This is a genomic window from Quadrisphaera sp. GCM10027208 (genome assembly GCF_042658805.1).
In the GTDB taxonomy this organism is placed as follows: domain Bacteria; phylum Actinomycetota; class Actinomycetes; order Actinomycetales; family SCSIO-59966; genus SCSIO-59966.
The window spans coordinates 424,295-445,016 of record NZ_JBHSRC010000001.1 but is presented as its reverse complement, the minus strand read 5'-3'; the positions used below and the strand labels follow the sequence as shown (position 1 = coordinate 445,016).

Below are 20,722 nucleotides of genomic sequence, written 5' to 3'. Positions count from 1 at the left end.
CCCGGTGGCGGTTAGGGTCGGTCCGTGTCCACCGCGCTGTACCGCCGCTACCGGCCCGAGACGTTCGGTGAGGTCATCGGGCAGGAGCACGTCACGGTGCCGCTCATGCAGGCGCTGCGCAGCGACCGGGTTCACCACGCCTACCTGTTCTCCGGGCCCCGCGGCTGCGGCAAGACGACGTCGGCGCGGATCCTCGCCCGCTGCCTCAACTGCGCGCAGGGCCCGACGGACACCCCCTGCGGTCAGTGCGACTCGTGCGTCGAGCTCGCCCGCGGCGGCCCGGGCAGCCTGGACGTCGTCGAGATCGACGCCGCCAGCCACGGTGGCGTGGACGACGCGCGGGAACTGCGGGAGCGGGCCGTGTTCGCCCCGGCCCGCGACCGGTTCAAGATCTTCATCATCGACGAGGCCCACATGGTCACGACGCAGGGCTTCAACGCCCTGCTGAAGATCGTCGAGGAGCCGCCGGAGCACGTGAAGTTCGTCTTCGCGACCACGGAGCCGGACAAGGTGATCGGCACGATCCGGTCCCGGACCCACCACTACCCGTTCCACCTCGTGCCGCCGGAGCGGCTGCTCGACCACCTCGAGCAGGTGTGCCGGGCCGAGCAGGTCGAGGTCGGGAAGGGAGTGCTGCCGCTCGTCGTCCGGGCCGGCGGCGGGTCGGTGCGGGACTCGCTGTCCGTGCTCGACCAGCTCGTCGCCGGCGCCTCCGGTGGCCGCGTCGACTACGAGACGGCGGTGACCCTGCTCGGGTACACCCACGCGGCGCTGCTGGACGACGTCGTCGGGGCCTTCGCGGTCGGCGACGGCGCCACGGTGTTCCGGGTGGTGAACCGCGTCATCGAGTCCGGCCACGACCCGCGCCGGTTCGTCGAGGACCTCCTCGAGCGGTTCCGTGACCTCATCGTCCTGCAGGCCGTCGGCGACGGGGCGCGCTCGATCTTCCGGGCGCTGCCGGAGGACCAGCTCGACCGGCATCAGCAGCAGGCGGCCGGGTTCGCCCCGGCCACCCTGTCCCGGGCGGCGGACCTGGCGAACACAGCACTGACCGAGATGGTCGGCGCCACGTCGCCGCGGCTGCACCTCGAGCTGCTCTGCGCGCGGATCCTGCTGCCCGGCGCTGAGAGCACCGAACGGGGGCTGGCTGCCCGGCTCGACCGGCTGGAGCGCCGGCTGCACGTCTCGCTGCCGACCAGCGACGCCCAGCCGTCCGTGCCGCAGCCCACGCAGCCGACGACGCAGTCGACCACGCAGCAGGCACCGCCCCAGCCCGAGCCCGCCCCTGAGCGGACGCCGGAGACGCAGCGCCCGCACGAGCCCGTCGCCGACGAGCATGCGCCCGAGCCCGAGCCCGAGCCCGAGCACCAGCCCGAACCTGCGCCCCAGCCCGCTGCGGCGTCCGCCGGGGTCGCCGGTGCCGAGGCGGTCCGCCGGATGTGGCCGGACGTGCTCTCCCGGCTCCGCGAGATCAAGCGGACGACGTGGAGCGCCACCAGCCAGTACGCCCAGGTGCTCAGCGTGGACGAGCAGACCCTGCGGCTGGGGTTCTCCAACTCCGGGGCGCTCGCCATGTTCGCCAGGGGAGCGCACCCCGAGCTGGTCCGGCAGGCCCTCATCGACGTTCTCGGGCTCGACGTCCGGGTCGAGGCGGTGCCGCTCGACCAGGCGTCTCCCGCGACGACGCCACCTGCAACCACGCCCCCCACAGCCAGGTCTCTCGAGACCACGTCTCCGGCGGCCACGTCGCTGTCACCGGCGACGTCCCCGTCGCCGTCGGGTCCCGGGGCCGACAGCGACCCCCCACCTGACCCCCCGGACGACGACCCCGGCCCCCCCGCCCAGCCGGCACCGCGACGTCCCGCGGGAGAGGCGGCCGGCGGCCCGGCGTCCGCGGTCCAGGCCCCGGTGGCCCCCGAGGACGACACCTGGAGCCGTGACGACGAGGACGCGGAGGACTCCGGGCTCGCCGGGCCGCAAGTGGTCGAGCAGATCCTCGGCGGGCGCGTCATCGAGGTCCGTGAGGGTCCCTGACCCCGTGAGGAAGTAGGGTCGGCCGAGTGTACGAAGGCGTGGTCCAGGACCTGATCGACGAGCTCGGTCGGCTGCCCGGCGTCGGCCCGAAGAGCGCCCAGCGGATCGCCTTCTACCTGCTGCAGGCCGACGAGGCCGACGTCCGGCGGCTCGTGTCGGCCCTCACCGAGGTCAAGGCGCGGGTCCGGTTCTGCCAGGTCTGCGGCAACGTGGCCGAGGAGGACCTCTGCCGGGTCTGCCGGGACCCTCGCCGGGACGCGTCGGTGCTGTGCGTCGTGGAGGAGCCCAAGGACGTCGTGGCGATCGAGCGCACTCGCGAGTTCCGGGGCCGCTACCACGTGCTCGGCGGCGCGATCAGCCCGATCGAGGGCGTCGGTCCGGACGACCTGCGCATCCGCGAGCTGATGACCCGGCTCGCCTCCGGTGAGGTCACCGAGATCATCATCGCCACCGACCCGAACCTCGAGGGTGAGGCGACGGCCACGTACCTGGCCCGCACCCTCAAGCCGCTGGGGCTGCGGATCACCCGGCTCGCGTCCGGGCTGCCGGTCGGCGGCGACCTGGAGTACGCCGACGAGGTGACGCTCGGTCGGGCGTTCGAGGGTAGGAGGTTGCTGGATGCCTGACACCGACTCCGCACCCGACCCGACCGTCGGCGACGACCTCGCCGGCATCGCGGACCTCACCGCGGGCGAGGTCCGCGGCTTCCTCGACGCGGTCACCGAGGTCGCGGCCGGGAGCGCGACCGAGACCGCGCTGCCGGTGCTGCTGCTCGCCACGTCCCAGGTGCTCGTCACCGGGGCCAGGCTCGGGGCCATCGCCGACGTGCTGCCGGCCGAGCGGTTCGAGCCCGACCCCGGCCCTGACGCCGACGTCGACCCGGTGCGGACCGGCCTCGCCAACCTCCTCGAAGGTGTCGACGAGTACGCCGAGGTCCAGGACCCGATGACCCGTCCGGACGTCGAGCGGGGCAGCCTGTCCGGAGACCTCGCCGAGATCGCGCTCGCCCTCGTGCACGGCCTGCGGCACTACGAGGCGGGCCGGGTCAGCGAGGCGCTGTGGTGGTGGCAGTTCTCGTACCTGTCCGCGTGGGGCGACCGGGCCGCCTGCGCGCTCCGCGTGCTGCAGTCGCTGCTCGCCCACCTGCGGCTGGACGCCGACGAGGACGTCGTCGCGGACGCGGAGTTCGACGCCCTGCACGGGTGAGCGCGCTCCGCCGCGGCGCAGCCGACGTCAGTCCAGGTCGACCGGCTCGGCCGGCGGCACGAACGCCCCGTCGTCCACCGTCGACGTCGAGGACACCAGCGCCAGCACGCCGCCGGTGAACTTCGCCCGGCGCAGCAGCCCGGACTCCGTCACGCAGTAGCGACCGGTCGCCTCGCCGACGACCTCCACGCACGGCGCGGTTTGGTCCGCCGGGTCCGCCGCCGAGCCGCCGACGATCCAGCCGTCGCCCCAGATGCCCGTGTCCCGAGCAGCCAGCCCCGGGACCGTCTGCGCGACGAGCCGGCCGACCCCGGGGTCCCAGGCGGCGGGTAGGTCCGCGTCGGCGTCCGCCACCGTCAGGCAGGTCCAGTCCTCGGCGTCGCCGGCGTCCTTGCCGCTGCCGGCGCACGCCACCCAGCTGGTGTCGGTGGTCAGCACGGTCGACACGAGCCCGTCGGTGACGACGTCGACCCGGAGCCGGTCGCCGTCGCGGGCCACGGCGGCGGTCGCGCGTCTCCCGTCCCGGGCCCGGACGTCGTAGTGCGCCGTCCCGGACCAGTCCGCGGCGGCCCGCAGCGCGGCCCGCCAGTCGGGCGGACTCGGTGCCGCGGCAGAGGCTGCGGTGGCCGTCGGCGCGGCGTCCGGGCTGCTGGTGGCCGCCGCCGGCACGGCGTCGAGGCCTCCTGCCCGGTCGGACCCGGCCGCGCCGCAGCCGGTGAGCAGGGCTGCGGTCACGGCGACGCCCAGACCGGCCCGGACGGCGCGACGGGCGCCGGGGCGTCCGTCGTCCGGGCGGGAGACCTCCTCCACCGCGTCCACCTGCCTTCGCGTCCTCCCGGCCGGCGCCGGTGGCACCAGATCTCGGACGGCCGTCTCGTCCAACGGTCATGGGCCGGGTCCTGGCCCGACGTCGTTAGACTCGGCGCCAGACACGGTGGCCTGAAGTCTCTGTAACCACATGGTCACCGTGGGTCACGAGTTTCACCGTCCGTCATCCGCCGCCTGCGAGGGAGCCAGCACGTGGGCCTGGTCGTGCAGAAGTACGGCGGTTCGTCCGTCGCCGACGCCGAGGGCATCAAGCGGGTCGCCAAGCGCATCGTCGAGACGAGCAAGGCCGGCAACGAGGTCGTCGTCGTCGTCTCCGCCATGGGGGACACGACTGACGAGCTCCTCGACCTGGCCGAGCAGGTCAGCCCGATCACCCAGGGCCGTGAGCTCGACATGCTGCTCACCGCGGGGGAGCGCATCTCGATGGCCCTGCTCGCGATGGCCATCCAGACCCTCGGGCACGAGGCACGGTCGTTCACCGGGAGCCAGGCCGGGGTGATCACCGACTCGGTGCACGGCAAGGCGCGGATCATCGACGTCACGCCCGGCCGGATCCGCGGAGCCCTGGACGACGGGGCGATCGCCATCGTCGCGGGGTTCCAGGGCGTCAGCCAGCAGGGCAAGGACATCACCACCTTGGGGCGTGGCGGCTCGGACACGACCGCCGTCGCGCTCGCCGCCGCGCTCGGCGCCGACGTCTGCGAGATCTACACCGACGTCGACGGCGTGTTCACCGCGGACCCGCGGATCGTCCCCACCGCCCGGCGGCTGGACACCGTCACCTACGAGGAGATGCTGGAGCTCGCCGCGTGCGGCGCCAAGGTGCTCATGCTCCGCTGCGTGGAGTACGGCCGCCGCTCCGGTGTGCCGATCCACGTCCGGTCCTCGTTCTCACCCCGACCAGGAACCCTCGTCACAGGCTCGATGGAGGAGCTCACCGTGGAGCAGGCGATCATCAGCGGCGTCGCGCACGACCGCAGCGAGGCCAAGATCACCGTCGTCGGGGTGCCCGACAAGCCGGGCAAGGCAGCCGAGATCTTCGAGGCGGTCGCCGCCGCCGGCATCAACATCGACATGATCGTGCAGAACGTCTCCGCCGCCGAGACCGGTCTGACCGACGTGTCGTTCACCCTCCCCAAGGACGAGGGCCAGAGCGCCGTGCAGGCCCTCACCCGGGTGCAGGAGTCCGTCGGGTTCGACTCGCTGCAGTACGACGACCAGATCGGCAAGGTGTCCCTCGTCGGTGCCGGGATGAGGAGCCACCCCGGCGTCTCGGCCACGTTCTTCAAGGCGCTGTCCCAGGCTGGTGTCAACATCGAGATGATCTCGACCTCGGAGATCCGGATCTCGGTGGTCACCCGGGCCGACGAGCTGGACGACGCAGTGCGCGCCATCCACTCGGCGTTCGACCTCGACTCCGACGAGGGCGAGGCCGTGGTCTACGGAGGGACGGGACGATGACCGCCACCACGTCCGACGTGCCGGCGCGCAAGCCGACGCTCGCCGTCGTCGGGGCGACCGGCGCCGTCGGCACGGTCATGCTGCAGATCCTGTCGACCCGCGAGGACGTCTGGGGGGAGATCCGGCTCGTCGCCTCAGCCCGGTCCGCCGGTCGCCGGCTGCGGGTGCGCGGCGAGGAGGTCGAGGTCCGGGCGCTGGCGCCGGAGGTCTTCGACGGCGTCGACGTCGCGATGTTCGACGTGCCGGACGAGGTGTCCGCCCAGTGGGCGCCCGTCGCCGTCGAACGCGGTGTGGTCGTCGTCGACAACTCCGGCGCGTTCCGGATGGACCCGGACGTGCCGCTCGTCGTCCCGGAGGTGAACCCCGCCCAGGTGCGCAACCGCCCGCGGGGGATCATCGCCAACCCCAACTGCACGACGCTGACGATGATGGACGCCCTCGGCACGCTGCACCGCGGCTGGGGGCTCACCGAGCTCGTCGTCGCCTCCTACCAGGCGGCCTCCGGTGCCGGGCAGCCCGGTATCGAGCGGCTCTACGACGAGCTCGAGGTGGTGGCCGGCAACCGGTCGATCGGGCAGCGGGCAGGCGACGTCCGCGCGGCCATCCGGGAGAAGCTCGGGGAGGACCCGTCCCCGTTCCCGGCGCCGCTGGCCCTCAACGTCGTCCCGTGGGCGGGCTCGCTCAAGGACGGCGGCTGGTCCAGCGAGGAGCTCAAGGTCCGTAACGAGTCGCGCAAGATCCTCGGCATCCCCGACCTCAAGGTGTCCGCGACGTGCGTCCGGGTCCCGGTCGTCACCACACACTCCCTGGCGGTGCACGCGACCTTCCAGAACCCGGTCAGCGTCGACGAGGCACGACAGGCGCTGATCGAGGCGCCCAGCGTCGTCCTGCTCGACGACCCGGGCGCCGGTGACTTCCCCACCCCGGCGGACGTCGTCGGCTCCGACCCGACGTGGGTGGGCCGGGTGCGCCAGGCGCTCGACTTCCCCAACACCCTGGAGCTGTTCGTCTGTGGGGACAACCTGCGCAAGGGTGCGGCCCTCAACACCGCCCAGATCGCCGAGCTGGTGGCACAGGAGATGGTCGGGTCCTGAGCCCCACCGCGCCCGCCCCCACCTCCGCCTCGTGCGCAGTCGAACTCCCTCCTCGTGATCATGCAATCCCGCCACCCCGGACCCGACGTTCATCCCCCAGTCCCGGTGCAGCAGCGGGACGGGAGAACTGGCGTGCCGACGTCCGGCGTGCCGACGTCGGTCAGGACCCGGAGCGCCCCACCGGGGTGAAGACGTCCAGGGTCGCCTGGTCGGCGGCGGCGCGACCGCGGTGCCATCCCTCGGCGTCGCTGATGCGGCCGGCGGTGCGCTGCACCATGTCGGGGAACATCTCCTCGAGCGCGTCATCCACCGCCCGAGAGCGGGCGGCGAGGACCGGAAGCAGCGCTTCGTGGCGAGCTGTGGGGCCGCCCGTCGTGACGCCAGCGCCCGGCTCGTCCTCTCCCGCGGTTGCCGCGTCGACCTCCGCGCGGGTCGCCTCGCTCAGGCGCTCGCCGATGCGGCTGGCGAAGGCATGCAGGAACGACTGACGGAACGAGCGGGTGCGGGACTGGCCCCACGCGGTCTGCCGCGTCCCCTCGCGCTGCATCGCCCTGGTGGACTGGACCAGCAGCGAGGTGAACAGCGTCTCCACCGCGCGCAGGTCTGGCCCGAAGCCGACCACGGTCGAGAAGCCGAAGTGCTGGGACCAGACCGTGCGGCAGCGGTTGGCCTGCGCCACGGCGTCCAGGAGGATCGCCTTGGGCGTCTCGTAGGGGCGGTCGATACCGATCCGAATGCTCTGCGGCCCGGCGCGGTTGGCCTGGGCCGCGTCCAGCATGGCCGCGTCGATGCTGTGGCGGGCCATGAGCGCCTGCGCACCAGCGGTGAACGTCTCGGCCTCGGCTTCGTACGGCGTGGACTCAGCCTTGGCCAGCAGCGCCCGGACTCGGCTCAGGATCCGCTCGTCCAGGGCCGCCGCGCGCGCCGCGGTCTCTCGGGTGGCGGCGGTGGCTTCCCCGGGGCGCGGCCCGATGACCTGCAAGGGTGGCAGCCACACGATCAGGTCGAGCGCCGCCACCGCGCCTCCGCACACCTCTGCCCAACCTCCTGACGCCGAGCCGGCTCGCGCGCTGAGGTAGTCGGTGTCGGAGGGCCACCACCGCTCCGCCTCAAGCTCGGCCAGCTGCGCCCACCACCGCGCGTCGACGGCGTCCGGTGCGTAGCCACCGAGCTCGTCGGCGACGGCGTCGAGGAGGACGGCTCGCTGGTGGGCCGGCGCTGCAGGGGAGCCGGCAAGGCCCCGGGCGGCCACACGATGGAGGTCGACCGGCTGCCAGCCCTCCTGCCATGCCACCGCCAGGTGCTCGCGCAGCATCGCGGTGAGCAGGCGGCATACGGCCAGGCGACCGGGGACCCCTCCGGACGCCAGCTCGGCCAACCGGCTCACCGCGGCGTCGGCAGTCAGCCGGTCATGCCTCCATGTCCGCAGCGCCAGGTGCACGAGGTCGCGCACCTGCTCGGCGACGTGCCCGTTCCCCGGCGCCGAGGCCGCCGTCCGCCGGCCGTCGCTCTGCGCCGTGGTTCGGAAGGCGGCACCGGAGGTGCGCGCCGTTCGTGCCTTCGCCTTCGCCCGGCGGCGTTGCTGGTTGTTGCGTCCCATGTCCTGTCCTCCCGTCGACGGGCGACACGATGACACGGGGCTCGGACACCCCGGCGGACTCGGTCGTGGCGGCTGGGCATCGCGCCTCCACCACAGTTCGCGCCTCCACCACAGAACGCTGGGCTCAGCACAGCTTCACCGGCGTGTCGGCGCCACCAACCCAGCACTCTGCGAGCCGGCCGGTGGCCAGTGGGTGGCGGGATTGCATGATCACGGTGAGGGTGTTCCCGATGGATCACGGGGGCGTGCAGGGTGGCGGGATTGCATGATCACCGAGGAGGTGGGGTGGTACGTGGTCGGGGTGACAGGATTTGAACCTGCGGCCTCTTCGTCCCGAACGAAGCGCGCTACCAAGCTGCGCCACACCCCGGTGCGGCCCGCTTACCTTACCCCAGCGCCGACGGTGTCAGCGTCAGCAGGGTGGCCTCCGGAGGGCACGCGAAGCGCACCGGGGTGAACGGCGAGGTGCCGACGCCGGCGCTCACGTGCAGCCAGGAGCGTCGCCTCCGGTAGGTCCACTGGTGCAGGCCGCTGGCGTACCGCGCGGGCAGGTCGCAGTTCGTCACCAGCGCGCCGTGACCGGGGACGGCGAGCTGACCGCCGTGGGTGTGACCGGCCAGTACGAGGTCGACCCCGTCGGTGGTCATCGCGTCGAGGACTCGGCGGTAGGGCGCGTGAGCGACCCCGATCGTCACCGTGGCGGCCGCGTCGGCCGGGGCGCCCACGTCGAGGTAGCGGTCGCGGCCCAGGTGCGGGTCGTCGACCCCGACGACGTCGATCCGGTGCCCGCGCGCCGTCAGCGACGTCCTGGCGTTGTCGACGTCGACCCAGCCGTGCCGGGTCAGTCCGGCGACGAGCTCCTCGGTCGGCAGCCGGCGCCGCGGACCGACGACGGCCGACGGACCGGCCAGGTAGGCGGCAGGGTTCCGCAGCCGGGGGGCGAAGTAGTCGTTCGAGCCGAGGACGAGCACCCCTGGCCGGTGCAGCAGCGGGTCGAGGGCCTCCAGCAGCGGGCCGATCGCGTCCGCCGCGGAGATGTTGTCCCCGGTGTCCACGACGAGGTCCGGCTCCAGCGCCGCCAACGAGCGCAGCCACCGGCGCCGCCGGCGGTGACGGGGCAGCAGGTGGACGTCGGACAGGTGCAGCACCCGCAGCGGCTCGGCGCCGGGCGGCAGCACCGGGACGTCGACCCGGCGCAGCCGGTAGGACTCCGCCTCCCACCGTGCGTAGGCGAGGCCCGCGGCGCCGGCGAGCGCGGCGAGCCGGAGCGCGACTCCAGCGGCAGGACGGGGCACGCGGTCATCCTCCCGTGCTGGGAGACTGCTCGTCATGTCGACCCCCGTGCTGAAGAACCGGTTGCAGTCCGACCTCACCGACGCGATCCGCGCCCGGGACCAGGTGCGGTCGGCCACCCTGCGGCTGGCGCTGACCGCGGTGAAGTCCCAGGAGGTCGCGGGCTCCTCGGCCCGTGAGCTGTCAGACGACGAGGTCCTCGCCGTCCTGCGCACCGAGGTGAAGAAGCGGCGCGAGGCCGCCGAGGCGTTCGCGGCCGCCGGCCGCCCCGACCGGGCCGAGCGCGAGCGTGCTGAGCAGGAGGTGCTGGAGAGCTACCTGCCGGCCCAGCTGACCGAGGACGAGCTCACCGGTCTCGTCGCCGAGGCGGTGGCACAGGCGGCGGCGTCCGGGCAGACCGGGACCGCGGCCATGGGCCGGGTGATGGGACTCGTCCGGGCGCGGACCGGGCAGCGTGCCGAGGGTGGTCGGGTGGCGGCCGAGGTCCGCCGCCAGCTCCAGGGCTGAAACCTTTCCCCCAGGCTCCGCGGTTCGCCGCCGCGGCTCAGGCGTTCGACTCGTCCTCACCCGGCGGGTCGAGTCCCGGCGGGCCGTCCCCACCCTGCCCAGGCGGCACGGGCGGGTCCGGCTCCGGTGCAGGTTCCGGCTCGGGTTCCGGTTGTGGTTCCGGTTCTGGTTCCGGCTCGGGCTCCGGAGCCGGCTGCGGAGCGGGGGCCGGAGCCGGGGCCGGCTGTGGCTCGGGCTCCGGCTGCAGGGACGGCGGTGGAGCGGGCTGACGGACCAGCCGGCTCGGCGGCCGTGGGAAGTCCTCCTCGGGCAGGCCCTCCATCGCCTGGGACATGTAGTCCTGCCAGATCGGTGCGGCGATCGTCCCGCCGTAGACCCGGCTGTAGGTCTGGCCGCCGATGGTGAGCCCGTTGAGGCTGTCGGGCGTGACGTCGGGCGTCCCGACCCAGACCGCGGTGGCCAGCTGGCGGGTGAAGCCGACGAACCAGGTCTCCCAGCTGTTGTTCGTCGTCCCGGTCTTGCCGGCGGCGGGCCAGTCGATGTCGTTGCCCCGCGCGGTCCCGCGCTCGAGGGTGTTGGTCAGGGTGTGGGCGACCGTGTTCGCGATTCCCGGGTCGATCGCCTGGCGGCACTCCGGCTCCTGCCCGCCGATGACCTCGCCCGTCGAGTTGGTCACCTCGGTGATGGCGACGGGCTTGCACCACGTGCCGCTGTTGGCGAAGGCGGCGTAGGCGCTCGCCATGGTCAGCGGGGCGATCTCGAAGGCGCCGAGGACGGACGACGGGTCCGAGCCGACGTCCCCGCCGTCGGTCCGGTGGACGTCGAGGGCCTGCGCCGTGGCCTGGATGTCGCACAGGTCCAGCTGGAGCGCCATCTCGGTGTAGGCCGTGTTGACCGAGCGGTAGGTGGCCTCCTCCACCGACATCTCGAAGCCACCCTGGCCCTCGCTGTTGCGGGGCTGCCACTCCTCGGAGACGACCCGGTCCACGCAGGTCCGGGTGAAGTCCTGGACGTCGTAGGTGGGGCGAGCGGGGGCGTAGACCCGGTCGTAGACACTTCTGCCGTCCTTGAGCCAGGTGGCGAGGGTGAACGGCTTGTACGTGGAGCCGACCTGGAAGCCGTTCGGCGGTCCGCCCATCGCGGAGTCGACGGCGTAGTTGTACGCCGTTCCCTCTGGTCCGGCCTCCTCGCGGGGGTCGAAGACCCGGTTCTGCGCCATCGCCACGATGTAGCCGGTGCCCGGCTGGACCGTCACGAGCGCGGCGCCTGCCTCGTCGCCGGGCGCCACGTGGTTCTTCACTGCAGCGTCGGCGAGCGTCTGCTTGGTCTTGTCCAGCGTCGTCCGGATCGTCAGCCCGCCCCGGTAGAGAAGCTCTTGGCGGTCCTCGGCGGTCTCACCGAACGCCGGGTCCTGGAGCACGGTGTGGATGACGTACTCGCAGAAGAAGGCGGCACTTCCGGCGCCGGCGCACCCGTTGCGGGTCTCCTGGACGTTGAGGTAGGCGTCCAGGGGAGTGGCCACGGCCTCGTCGTAGGCGGCTCGGTCGATGAGGTCCTCCTCGAGCATCCGCAGCAGGACGACGTCGCGCCGCGCCTGGGCGCGCTCAGGGTGGCGGATCGGGTCGTAGAACGTCGGGCGCTGGATCATCCCGGCGAGCGTCGCTGCCTCGACCAGCGTGAGGTCCGCGGGGCTCTTGCCGAAGAAGTGCTGCGCTGCCGTGGCCACGCCGTACTGGCCGTCACCGAACAGTGCGATGTTGAGGTAGTTCTCGAGGATCTGGTCCTTGGTCAGCCGCTGCTCCGCCGAGATCGCCAGCTTGATCTCACGGATCTTGCGGCCGTAGTCGTCGCCCACCACCGCGGCGTACGCCTCCCGGCCGCCCTCGCGCAGGGCAGCGTCGGCGAGGACGTTCTTGATCCACTGCTGGGTCAGCGTCGACGCACCCTGGGTGTCGCCCCCGGTGACGTTGTTGACGCCGGCGCGGGCGATGCCCCGCAGGTCGACGCCGTTGTGGTCGTAGAACCGGGCGTCCTCGATGGCGATGACCGCCTGGCGCATGACCGGCGCGACCGACGACAGCGGGACGACGATCCGGTTCTGGTCGTAGAACGTGGCCATCTGGCTGCCGTCGGCCCACAGGATGCGGGACTGCTGCGACAGCGGCTGCGGCTCGAGCTCCTCGGGCAGCGAGTCGAAGAAGTCCACCGAGTTGCGGGCCACGGTCCCGGTGGCGCCCACCGCCGGCATGAACAGTCCGGCGACGAGGACACCACCCACAACGCTGGCGGTGACGAACGCGGTGAGCAGCGCGACCAGCTTGCCCGCCGGGCCGACGGGGGATCCACCCATGCGGACCAGCGTACGTGCTGGTCCAGCCGTCAGCCCGTGGCGCCGCGGCCCTGCTGGCGCCCGCGCCAGGCCACCGTCGTGCCGCGCTGTGCCGGTGCGGTACCCCAGGGCGGTAGTGCAGATGGGTCAGGCCAGGGATGGTCCCATCGGGTGGTTACGCACTGTCGCGGTCGGGGCCTAGCGTCGGTCCCGCAGTAGACCGTCAGTGATGATGCGCCGGCGGCGACGCTGCCACTCAGGGGGTGGGCTAGCACATGAGGACTGACCAGGAACCAGAACCGGGCGACGTGAGGGCCGGTGACACTGAGCCCGGTGACGTCGAGCCCGGTGACGTCGAGCCCGGTGACGTCGTTGGCCGCGGCGTCGGCCAGTGGGCCCTGTTGGGCTCATGCCGGACCAGCGACCCGGACGCGCTGTTCGTGCAGGGCGCCGCGCAGAACCGGGCCAAGGCCGTGTGCCTCGGCTGCCCGGTGCGCACGGAGTGCCTCGCCGACGCGCTCGACCACCGGATCGAGTTCGGGGTGTGGGGCGGGATGACCGAACGTGAGCGGAGGGCGCTGCTCAAGCGACGACCCAACGTGCGGTCCTGGCGACGGCTGCTCGAAGCAGCCCGCGAGGAGCACGTGCGGCTGGGGACCACCGTCTCTGCGTGAGACCAGCCTCTGCGTGAGATCAGCCGGAGCCGAGGTCGGCGCCGACCGACCGCAGGCCGTCGAGGTCGTGCACGTCCTGCGCGCGCACCGGCACCTCGACCACCGGCAGGTCCGGGTGAGCGCCGTACATCCTCGCCGCGAGCTGCTGCTCGCCGTCGCGTCGTCGCATCCGGTCGGCGTGCAGGCGCAGGAGCCCAGCGGTCAGCGGGTGGACGCCGTCCTCCTCGAGCTGCTCGGCCGCGGCCAGGCTGCGTTCGCTCGTCAGGTCGTCGATGACCGAGGTGTGCACCCGGTTGAGCACGAGCCCGGCGAGCGGCATGCCCTCCTGCTCCAGTCGCTCGACGAAGTACGACGCCTCCCGTAGGGCGTCGGGGTCCGGGCCGGCGACGACGACGAACCACGTGCCCTCACCCTGGAGCAGCTCGTAGGTGTGCTCGGCGCGCTGCCGGAAGCCACCGAAGATGGTGTCGAGGGCGGCGACGAAGGTCTGGACGTCGTGCAGCACCTGCGCGCCGAGCAGCCGGCTCATCACCCCGGCCACGCCGCCGACGGCGGCGGAGAACACCCTGAGGTAGGCGCGCCCGCCCGCTCGGGCGGGCGCCATGAGCACGCGGATGAACCGTCCGTCGAGGAAGGACGCCAGCCGCTTCGGCGCGTCGAGGAAGTCCAGTGCCGAGCGGCTCGGCGGGGTGTCCACGACGATGAGGTCCCAGGGACGCTCGCCGGCCACGGCCTCCGCGCGCAGCTGGCTGAGCTTCTCCATCGCCATGTACTCCTGGGTGCCGGAGAACGACGACGACATCGCCTCGTAGAAGGGGTTGGCGCGGATCTCGGCGGCCTTCTGGGGTGTCGCGGCGGACTCGACCAGGTCGTCGAACGTCCGCTTCATGTCCAGCATCATCGCGTCGAGAGACCCACCGGCCGACCCGTCGACCCCGCTCACCGGGCGCGGGGTGTTGTCCAGCTCGGTCAGACCCATCGACTGGGCCAGTCGCCGAGCCGGGTCGATGGTCAGCACCACGGCACGGCGGCCCCGCTCAGCGGCGCGCAGGGCCAGGGCAGCGGCAGTCGTCGTCTTGCCGACTCCCCCCGAGCCGGTGCACACGATGATGGCCGTCCCCGGGTCGTCGAGCAGGACGTCGAGGTCGAGCCGGTTCACGCCATCCCCTGCGCGCACATCTGCTCGGCGAGCCCGTACAGCACCCCGAGGTCCACCCCCTGCGGGACGAACGGGAGCTCGTAGACCGGCCGGTCCAGGCCGTCGAGCTCGCCGCGCTCCTGCTCCTGCAGCGCCACCCGGGCGGCGTGCTCGGCCGCCTCGGCGACGAGCCCGTCGGCGAGCCGGCCGGCCCGGGGGCCGTCGACGTCCGCGACCCGCACGATCCCCGCGGCCACCAGGCCCTGCCGGATCTCCTCGGTCCGCAGCGCCCCGCGCGCGGCGGCGTCCAGGTCCTGGGGGGACAGCACTCGGTCCCGGACCTGGTTGACCACGATCCCGCCCACGGGCAGGTCCGCCGCACGCAGCTCCCCGACGCCGTCCACCGTCTCCTGCACGGGCATCTCCTCGAGCAGGGTGACGACGTGGACGACGGTCTGCGGGGACCGCAGCACGGTCATGATCGAGTCTGCCTGGTTGCGGATCGGGCCGACCTTGGCGATCCCGGCGACCTCGCTGTTGACGTTGAGGAACTTCGCGATCCGACCGGTCGGCGGCGCGTCCAGGACGACCGCGTCGTACACCGCGCCCTCGCGGCGGCGCACCGCCTCGTAGACCTTCCCGGTGAGCAGGACGTCCCGCAGTCCGGGGGCGACCGTCGTGGCGAAGTCGACGGCGCCCACCTTGTCGAGCACCCGACCGGCCCGGCCGAGCCGGTAGAACATCTCGAGATACTCCATCAGCGCCGCGCGGGGCTCGACCGCGAGGGCGTAGACGTCGCCACCGCCGGGGCCCACGGCGACCTTGCGCTCCTCGTAGGGCAGCGGCGGGACGTCGAACAGCCGGGCGATCCCCTGGCGGCCCTCGACCTCGCACAGCAACGTCCGTCGGCCGTCCCGAGCCAGCGCCAGGGCCAGTGCTCCGGCGACCGTCGTCTTGCCGGTGCCGCCCTTGCCGGTGACGACGTGCAGGCGCACGCCCTCCCAGTCGCTGTCGTGAGCCGCCACTCAGGCGAGCGTAGTCGCGCCTCCGGACGCCTGCTCGGCGGCCGCCAGGACGCGGGGCCACGCCGCGGACCGGGGGTCGATGAGGGCGAAGTGGCCGGTGCCCGGCAGCACGTCCACGGTGACCGCCGGGTGCGCCCGGGCGTAGTCGGTGGACTGCGTCACCGGGACGCGGTCGTCGGCGGCGCCGTGCACGAGCACGACCGGCAGCCGCGGTGACGGCAGCCGCGCCGGGTCCAGCCCGGGGTGCTCCGCGGCCGGACCGCCGAGGAACGCCCGGACGGCGCCCCCGTCGAGGTCGTCGCGCTCGGCGGCGACCAGGTCGGTGACCGGCGCCAGGGCGACGACGCCGGTGGCCAGGCCCGGGCGCTGCGCACCGAGCAGCACGAGGTGGCCGCCGGCGGAGTGGCCGACGAGCACGGTGCGCCCCGGGTCCACCCGTCCGGGGGCGGCGGCGGCCGCGAGCCGGGGTGCGGCCGCCATCGCCCGCAGCGCGTCGTCGACGAGCTGGCCCCGCTCTCCGCGGCGGTACTCCACGGTGGCGACCACCCAGCCGGCGTCAGCCAGCCCCGCGGACTGGGCGGCCGCGTGCGTGCGGTCGAAGTCGGGGCGCCAGAAGCCGCCGTGGACGACGACGGCGAGCGGTGCGGGCGCCGTGCCCGCCGGGAGCCGCAGGTCGATCACCTGCTCGGGGTCGTCGCCGTAGCGCAGCACCGCATCGGGCCGGCGGGCCGGGCGGCTCAGGACGGACCGGTCCTGCGAGGTCACCGGCCGACGGTAGCCTGCCCTGCCATGGCGAAGTGGGAGTACGCGACGGTGCCGCTCATCGTGCACGCGACCAAGCAGATCCTCGACCAGTGGGGGGAGGACGGCTGGGAGCTCGTGCAGGTGGTCCCCGGCCCCGACGGCAGCGGCCTGGTGGCCTACCTCAAGCGGGAGAGGTCCTGAGGTGGGGCGTGTGGACGACCGGCTCGCCGAGCTCGGTCTGACCCTGCCGGACGTCGTCCCGCCCGTGGCCGCCTACGTGCCGGCGGTGACCAGCGGGTCGCTCGTCCTCACCTCCGGGCAGCTGCCGATGGTCGACGGCGTGCTGCCGGTGACCGGCAAGGTCGGCGAGGGGAACGGTCTCGTCCCTCCGGAGCGGGCCAAGGAGCTCGCCGCGACCTGTGCGCTCAACGCGCTGGCTGCGGTGCGCAGCCAGGTCGGTGACCTGGACCGGATCCGAGTGGTCAAGGTCGTCGGCTTCGTTGCCAGCGACCCCTCGTTCACCGGTCAGCCGGGGGTGGTGAACGGGGCCTCCGAGCTGCTCGGCGAGGTGCTCGGTGCGGACGGTGCGCACGCCCGCAGCGCCGTCGGCGTGGCGGTGCTGCCCCTCGACGCGCCCGTCGAGGTCGAGATCATGGTCGAGGTGCGGTAACGGCGGTCGCCGCCCGCCCGACGTCCCCGAGGCCCAGCCGGCGGGCCAGCACGTCCGCGAACGCCGTCGCGGCGAGCTGGACCGCCAGCCTCGTCGCTTCCTGCCGGGTGCCGCCGTCGAGGTGGGCGGTGAGCTCGTCGACCAGCCGGCTCAGGTCGTCGGCGACGTGGGCCGCTGCCCGGCCGGCGAGGAGCGCCACCCGGGTGCTCGCGACGAGGTCGACGTCGCGGGCGAGCAGCGCGCTGACGAGCCCGAGCGCGGCGGCGTTCGCCAGCCGGCACTCGCCGTCCCGGACGACGATGCCGGTCGACTCCAGCGCCTCCAGCAGATGCGGGGCCACCTCGCGGAGCTGCTCGACGTTGTCGGGCAGCAGCGGGACGAGCCCGTCCCGGCCCCACGAGGCGACGAGTCGCTCCCGGGACAGCCGGACGAGGGTCTCCTCCGCCTCGCCTCGCTCCAGCAGCTCCCCGATCACCCTGAGGGACAGCCCGCTGCGGTGCAGGGACCGGATCAGCCGCAGCCGGGCCACGTGCTCCGGCCCGTAGCGCAGCCGACGCCCCTCCCGTGTCGGTGGCGGCAGCAGTCCCCGGGCGCGGTAGGCGCGGACGTTGCGCGCCGTCATCCCCGTGGAGACCGCCAGGTCCTCGAGCGTGAGCTCACGGCGACCGATCACCCCCGTGCGTCCCTTCTCCTCACCGCCGACGTCCCCCGGACGCCGGCTGCGGTCCGTGCCCTTGTCGTGCTTGTGCTGGTTGTCCTTGTGCGTGGTTGTCGGGTCTGTGCGTGGTTGTCGGGCTGGTACCGCATCGTCGCCGACCGTTATCGTCGGCGCTCGTCGTCACCGTACCGGCGGGGTCCGACAACCGACCGTCACCGCGCTCGCGACGTCGCGCCGGTTCCGTGGTCCGGTCCAGCCCTTAGGCTGGTGAGATGCTGCGCGAGTTCCCGCTGCCCGATCCTCTGGCCGGCCCGGCCGGCCGCTGGCTGGACGGTGCCGCTGAGGTCGCCCCACCGCGGCGGGCCGCGACCGTCGTCCTGGTCCGGGACACCGACGCCGGCATCGAGGTGTTCCTCCTGCGGCGTCACCTCACGATGGCCTTCGCCGGCGGGATGCACGTCTTCCCCGGAGGCGGGGTGGACCCGCGCGACAGTGGCGACGACGTGCCGTGGGCCGGGCCGGACGTCGACACCTGGGGGCGTGAGCTCGGCACCCACCCGGAGGCCGCCCGGGGGTTCGTCAGCGCCGCGGTCCGTGAGACGTTCGAGGAGTGCGGCGTGCTGCTCGCCGGGCCCGGTCCTGCCGCCCCACTGTGCGAGCCGGTCGGCGACGACTGGGAGGACGAGCGGCGCCGGCTCGTCTCCCGGGAGCGTGCGCTCAGCCAGGTGCTGCGCGACCGGGGGCTCGTGCTGCGCTCGGACCTGCTGCGGCCGTGGGCGCACTGGACCACGCCGGAGTTCGAGCCGCGGCGCTACGACACCCGCTTCCTGCTGGCGCGACTGCCTGTGGGGCAGGACGCGCGGCACGTCGAGGAGGGGGAGGCGACCGAGTCCGGCTGGTGGCGGCCGGTCGACGTCCTGGACCGCTACGTGCGTGGTGAGGTGCTGATGCTGCCGCCGACCCTCGTCACCCTCGAGGAGCTCGCGGCGGCACCGGACACGGCCACGCTCTGGGCCGCTCCGCGGGTGCTGCGTGAGGTGCTGCCGTGGCTGGACCGCCGCGACGGACGGCCCGTCCTGGTCGCCGACCTGCCGGTCGCGCCGTGAGCGGACCAGGCCTGCCGGGGCGGGCCCCGGACGAGAGCCGGTGGCGGGGTGGCGCGGTGGGCGACGCCCTGTGCGTCCTGGCCCCGAACCCCGGCCCGATGACGCTCGACGGGACGAACACCTGGGTGCTGCACCCGGCGGGCGCCGCGGAAGCCGTCGTCATCGACCCCGGTCCGGACGACGAGACCCACCTGCGAGCCGTCCTGGCCGCCGTCGAGGAGCGGGGCGCCCGGGTGCGGGAGGTCCTGCTCACCCACGGCCACCTGGACCACAGCGAGGGGGCGCGACGGTTCGCGGCGCTCGCCGGCACCCGCAGGGTCCGGGCACTCGACCCCGCGCACCGGCTCGGGGACGAGGGCCTCGGCGACGGTGACGTCGTCGCCGTCGCCGACCTCGAGGTGCGCGTCGTCGCCACCCCGGGGCACACCGCGGACTCGTTGTCGTTCGTGCTGCCGAGCCAGGCGGCGGTGCTCACCGGGGACACCGTGCTGGGTCGCGGGACCACCGTCGTCGCGCACCCGGACGGCGCACTGGGGCCCTACCTCGACTCCCTGCGCCGGCTGCGGGACCTGGCCCGCGAGACCGGGATCGCCACCGTGCTGCCCGGGCACGGGCCGGTCCTCGCCGACGCCCTCGCCGTCATCGAGCACTACCTCGAGCACCGGGCGGCTCGCCTCGAGCAGGTCCGCGCCGCGGTGGCGGCTGGTGCCTCGGGTGCGCGCGAGGTGGTCGAGACCGTCTACGCGGACGTCGACCCGGTGCTGTGGCCGGCGGCCGAGCTGAGCGTGCGGGCCCAGCTGGAGTACCTGGGCAGCGAGGGCCGGCACAGCTGACTCAGGAGCGCCGGACCTGACTCACAGAATGCACCTCACCCACAGAACGCACCCCACTCACAGAATGCTGGATCTGGCTCAGCCTGTGCGGCGTGTCGCGCCACCAACCCAGCATTCTGCGAGCCGGTGGGTGGCGGGATTGCATGATCACGGCGGGGTCGGGCAGGGTGGCGGGATTGCATGATCACGAGGAGCGGGCTCAGCGGGCGCGGCGCTGCATCCGCTCGACGTCGAGCAGCACGACGGCGCGGGCCTCCAGGCGCAGCCAGCCGCGGGAGGCGAACTCGGCGAGCGCCTTGTTGACCGTCTCCCGGGAGGCGCCGACCAGCTGGGCGAGCTCCTCCTGGGTCAGCTCGTGGGCCACCAGCACACCCTCGTCGGTCTGACGGCCGAACCGCTCGGACAGGTCGAGCAGGGCCTTGGCCACGCGCCCCGGGACGTCGGAGAACACGAGGTCGCCGAGCGCGTCGTTGGTCCGTCGCAGCCTGCGGGCCAGGGCCCGCAGCAGGTGCTGGGCGACGTCCGGACGGGTGGACAGCCAGCCGCGCAGGTCGTCGTGACCGAGCCCGACCAGGGTGGCGTCGGACACGGCGGTCGCCGTCGCCGTGCGCGGGCCGGGGTCGAACAGCGACAGCTCGCCGAACATCTCCCCGGGGCCGAGCACCGCCAGCAGGTTCTCCCGTCCGTCGGGTGAGGTACGACCCAGCTTGATCTTGCCGGACATGATCACGTAGAGCCGGTCGCCGGGCTCGCCCTCGGTGAAGAGGGTCTCCCCGCGGTGCAGCTCGACGCGGGTCATCGACGACAGGAGGGCGGCCGCCTGCTCGTCGTCGAGGGCCGCGAACAGCGGGGCCTGCCGTACGACCTTGTCGTCCACGTGTCTCCTCCTGTGTCGGGACCCCTGGCCGGGAGCGAGCTGGCGTCGGGTCGGGTCCGGGGGCAGTCTGCCGCACCGGGCCCACCGGGCACGACAGGAGGGAGGTGCTCCGCCGCGACGGGCCTCAGCCCGCGGCCGCGGGCGGCAGGCAGTCGACCGGCGCGGCGGCGTACCGCTCGACGAGCTCACTCGTGGCGGCGTCGGTGGCCGCCACGACCTCGGCCCGGTAGCTCCCCAGTGCGCGGCTGGCCGCGTCCAGGGCCCGCAGCAGGTCCACCACCTCGCACTCGGGAGCCTCGACGAGCATCCGCAGCTGGTCGCGGTCCGGCGGCTCCGGCAGTGCCGCGCACGGCCGGGTGAGCGGGTCGGGCATGCTGCGGCTGGCGACGAGCAGGTCCAGCCGGGCGCGGAGCAGACGCCGCCAGTACGAGGCCCGGGCCGACTCGGCGACCAGGGCGCGGCGGTGCTCCCGCAGCTCGGCGAGCGTCAGCCCGGCCAGGTCCGGGGCGGCGTCGGCGTCGGTCCCTGTGGTGGCCAGTGCGTCGGTGCGGGAGTCGTTCACTCGGTCTGGTTCGTCACCGGGGACCCGATCTTGAGCGGTCGGCACCCGGACTCACCCGGCTGGACGATCCGGGGTGGCCCGTA

At 73.6% G+C, this 20,722-nt stretch carries 21 protein-coding genes and 1 tRNA gene; 11 read left to right on the top strand and 11 right to left on the bottom strand.

Annotated elements, in window-relative coordinates; translation table 11 throughout:
• Positions 1 to 24 precede the first annotated feature (24 nt).
• Genes ACFP6A_RS02240 through ACFP6A_RS02230 form a run of 3 tightly spaced genes read left to right on the top strand, consistent with a single transcriptional unit; the run spans position 25 to position 3,240 of the window.
• Positions 25 to 2,034, top strand: a complete 2,010-nt coding sequence (locus ACFP6A_RS02240) for a DNA polymerase III subunit gamma and tau (RefSeq protein ID WP_379601215.1) — start codon at positions 25 to 27, stop codon at positions 2,032 to 2,034.
• Positions 2,035 to 2,060: 26 nt separating this feature from the next.
• Positions 2,061 to 2,660, top strand: coding sequence for a recombination mediator RecR (gene recR / locus ACFP6A_RS02235; protein ID WP_379601213.1), 600 nt, complete (start codon positions 2,061 to 2,063; stop codon positions 2,658 to 2,660).
• The gene (locus ACFP6A_RS02230) at positions 2,653 to 3,240 is read left to right on the top strand and encodes a DUF5063 domain-containing protein (protein WP_379601211.1); all 588 of its coding nucleotides are present in this window, start codon (positions 2,653 to 2,655) and stop codon (positions 3,238 to 3,240) included. Before recR ends, ACFP6A_RS02230 begins: the two co-directional genes overlap by 8 nt.
• A 27-nt stretch (positions 3,241 to 3,267) precedes the next feature.
• Here the strand turns inward: ACFP6A_RS02230 and ACFP6A_RS02225 are convergent, their stop codons facing one another.
• Positions 3,268 to 4,059: a hypothetical protein gene (locus tag ACFP6A_RS02225; RefSeq protein ID WP_379601210.1), complete on the bottom strand. Its 792-nt coding sequence runs from the start codon at positions 4,057 to 4,059 to the stop codon at positions 3,268 to 3,270.
• Between the two features lie 201 nt (positions 4,060 to 4,260).
• On the opposite strand from ACFP6A_RS02225, the gene ACFP6A_RS02220 reads away from it, so the two are divergent.
• Together ACFP6A_RS02220 and ACFP6A_RS02215 are read left to right on the top strand one after the other, a co-directional pair.
• Positions 4,261 to 5,529: an aspartate kinase gene (locus ACFP6A_RS02220; RefSeq protein WP_379601208.1), complete on the top strand. Its 1,269-nt coding sequence runs from the start codon at positions 4,261 to 4,263 to the stop codon at positions 5,527 to 5,529.
• Positions 5,526 to 6,623 carry an aspartate-semialdehyde dehydrogenase gene (locus ACFP6A_RS02215; protein ID WP_379601206.1) on the top strand — a complete coding sequence of 366 codons (1,098 nt, stop codon included), beginning with the start codon at positions 5,526 to 5,528 and terminating at the stop codon, positions 6,621 to 6,623. The genes ACFP6A_RS02220 and ACFP6A_RS02215 overlap by 4 nt, the downstream gene beginning before the upstream one ends.
• Before the next feature lie 160 nt (positions 6,624 to 6,783).
• Here ACFP6A_RS02215 and ACFP6A_RS02210 read toward each other — a convergent pair whose 3' ends face one another.
• The 3 genes from ACFP6A_RS02210 to ACFP6A_RS02200 all read right to left on the bottom strand — a co-directional run bounded on the left by ACFP6A_RS02210 (position 6,784) and on the right by ACFP6A_RS02200 (position 9,518).
• The gene (locus ACFP6A_RS02210) at positions 6,784 to 8,223 is read right to left on the bottom strand and encodes a DUF2786 domain-containing protein (RefSeq protein ID WP_379601204.1); all 1,440 of its coding nucleotides are present in this window, start codon (positions 8,221 to 8,223) and stop codon (positions 6,784 to 6,786) included.
• Between the two features lie 293 nt (positions 8,224 to 8,516).
• Positions 8,517 to 8,593: transfer RNA gene (locus ACFP6A_RS02205), tRNA-Pro, on the bottom strand.
• A gap of 16 nt (positions 8,594 to 8,609) precedes the next feature.
• The gene (locus ACFP6A_RS02200; protein ID WP_379601203.1) at positions 8,610 to 9,518 is read right to left on the bottom strand and encodes a metallophosphoesterase; all 909 of its coding nucleotides are present in this window, start codon (positions 9,516 to 9,518) and stop codon (positions 8,610 to 8,612) included.
• A 34-nt stretch (positions 9,519 to 9,552) separates the two neighbouring features.
• On the opposite strand from ACFP6A_RS02200, the gene ACFP6A_RS02195 reads away from it, so the two are divergent.
• Positions 9,553 to 10,023 carry a GatB/YqeY domain-containing protein gene (locus tag ACFP6A_RS02195; RefSeq protein WP_379601202.1) on the top strand — a complete coding sequence of 157 codons (471 nt, stop codon included), beginning with the start codon at positions 9,553 to 9,555 and terminating at the stop codon, positions 10,021 to 10,023.
• 37 nt (positions 10,024 to 10,060) lie between these two features.
• Here ACFP6A_RS02195 and ACFP6A_RS02190 read toward each other — a convergent pair whose 3' ends face one another.
• The gene (locus tag ACFP6A_RS02190; protein ID WP_379601200.1) at positions 10,061 to 12,373 is read right to left on the bottom strand and encodes a transglycosylase domain-containing protein; all 2,313 of its coding nucleotides are present in this window, start codon (positions 12,371 to 12,373) and stop codon (positions 10,061 to 10,063) included.
• Between the two features lie 287 nt (positions 12,374 to 12,660).
• Here ACFP6A_RS02190 and ACFP6A_RS02185 point away from each other — a divergent pair, with 287 nt between their 5' ends.
• Positions 12,661 to 13,026 carry a WhiB family transcriptional regulator gene (locus ACFP6A_RS02185; protein ID WP_379601450.1) on the top strand — a complete coding sequence of 122 codons (366 nt, stop codon included), beginning with the start codon at positions 12,661 to 12,663 and terminating at the stop codon, positions 13,024 to 13,026.
• A gap of 19 nt (positions 13,027 to 13,045) precedes the next feature.
• On the opposite strand, the gene ACFP6A_RS02180 is transcribed toward ACFP6A_RS02185, so the two are convergent.
• The 3 genes from ACFP6A_RS02180 to ACFP6A_RS02170 are packed head-to-tail and all read right to left on the bottom strand — an operon-like array spanning position 13,046 to position 15,954.
• Positions 13,046 to 14,185: an ArsA family ATPase gene (locus ACFP6A_RS02180; RefSeq protein WP_379601199.1), complete on the bottom strand. Its 1,140-nt coding sequence runs from the start codon at positions 14,183 to 14,185 to the stop codon at positions 13,046 to 13,048.
• Positions 14,182 to 15,189 carry an ArsA-related P-loop ATPase gene (locus tag ACFP6A_RS02175; RefSeq protein ID WP_379601197.1) on the bottom strand — a complete coding sequence of 336 codons (1,008 nt, stop codon included), beginning with the start codon at positions 15,187 to 15,189 and terminating at the stop codon, positions 14,182 to 14,184. The genes ACFP6A_RS02180 and ACFP6A_RS02175 overlap by 4 nt, the downstream gene beginning before the upstream one ends.
• Positions 15,190 to 15,954: an alpha/beta hydrolase family protein gene (locus ACFP6A_RS02170; protein ID WP_379601196.1), complete on the bottom strand. Its 765-nt coding sequence runs from the start codon at positions 15,952 to 15,954 to the stop codon at positions 15,190 to 15,192.
• Between the two features lie 24 nt (positions 15,955 to 15,978).
• On the opposite strand from ACFP6A_RS02170, the gene ACFP6A_RS02165 reads away from it, so the two are divergent.
• Together ACFP6A_RS02165 and ACFP6A_RS02160 are read left to right on the top strand one after the other, a co-directional pair.
• Positions 15,979 to 16,134 carry a DUF4177 domain-containing protein gene (locus ACFP6A_RS02165; RefSeq protein ID WP_379601195.1) on the top strand — a complete coding sequence of 52 codons (156 nt, stop codon included), beginning with the start codon at positions 15,979 to 15,981 and terminating at the stop codon, positions 16,132 to 16,134.
• Position 16,135: 1 nt separating this feature from the next.
• Complete coding sequence (locus tag ACFP6A_RS02160) at positions 16,136 to 16,603, top strand: RidA family protein (RefSeq protein WP_379601193.1); 468 nt, start codon at positions 16,136 to 16,138, stop codon at positions 16,601 to 16,603.
• Here the strand turns inward: ACFP6A_RS02160 and ACFP6A_RS02155 are convergent.
• Positions 16,584 to 17,276, bottom strand: coding sequence for a MerR family transcriptional regulator (locus ACFP6A_RS02155; RefSeq protein WP_379601192.1), 693 nt, complete (start codon positions 17,274 to 17,276; stop codon positions 16,584 to 16,586). The genes ACFP6A_RS02160 and ACFP6A_RS02155 overlap by 20 nt on opposite strands.
• A 257-nt stretch (positions 17,277 to 17,533) precedes the next feature.
• Here ACFP6A_RS02155 and ACFP6A_RS02150 point away from each other — a divergent pair, with 257 nt between their 5' ends.
• Positions 17,534 to 18,367, top strand: a complete 834-nt coding sequence (locus ACFP6A_RS02150) for an NUDIX hydrolase (protein ID WP_379601191.1) — start codon at positions 17,534 to 17,536, stop codon at positions 18,365 to 18,367.
• The gene (locus ACFP6A_RS02145) at positions 18,364 to 19,200 is read left to right on the top strand and encodes an MBL fold metallo-hydrolase (protein WP_379601190.1); all 837 of its coding nucleotides are present in this window, start codon (positions 18,364 to 18,366) and stop codon (positions 19,198 to 19,200) included. The genes ACFP6A_RS02150 and ACFP6A_RS02145 overlap by 4 nt, the downstream gene beginning before the upstream one ends.
• 199 nt (positions 19,201 to 19,399) lie before the next feature.
• On the opposite strand, the gene ACFP6A_RS02140 is transcribed toward ACFP6A_RS02145, so the two are convergent.
• Together ACFP6A_RS02140 and ACFP6A_RS02135 are read right to left on the bottom strand one after the other, a co-directional pair.
• Positions 19,400 to 20,077, bottom strand: a complete 678-nt coding sequence (locus tag ACFP6A_RS02140; RefSeq protein ID WP_379601188.1) for a Crp/Fnr family transcriptional regulator — start codon at positions 20,075 to 20,077, stop codon at positions 19,400 to 19,402.
• Positions 20,078 to 20,201: 124 nt separating this feature from the next.
• The gene (locus ACFP6A_RS02135; RefSeq protein ID WP_379601187.1) at positions 20,202 to 20,639 is read right to left on the bottom strand and encodes a hypothetical protein; all 438 of its coding nucleotides are present in this window, start codon (positions 20,637 to 20,639) and stop codon (positions 20,202 to 20,204) included.
• Between the last annotated feature and the right edge of the window lie 83 nt (positions 20,640 to 20,722).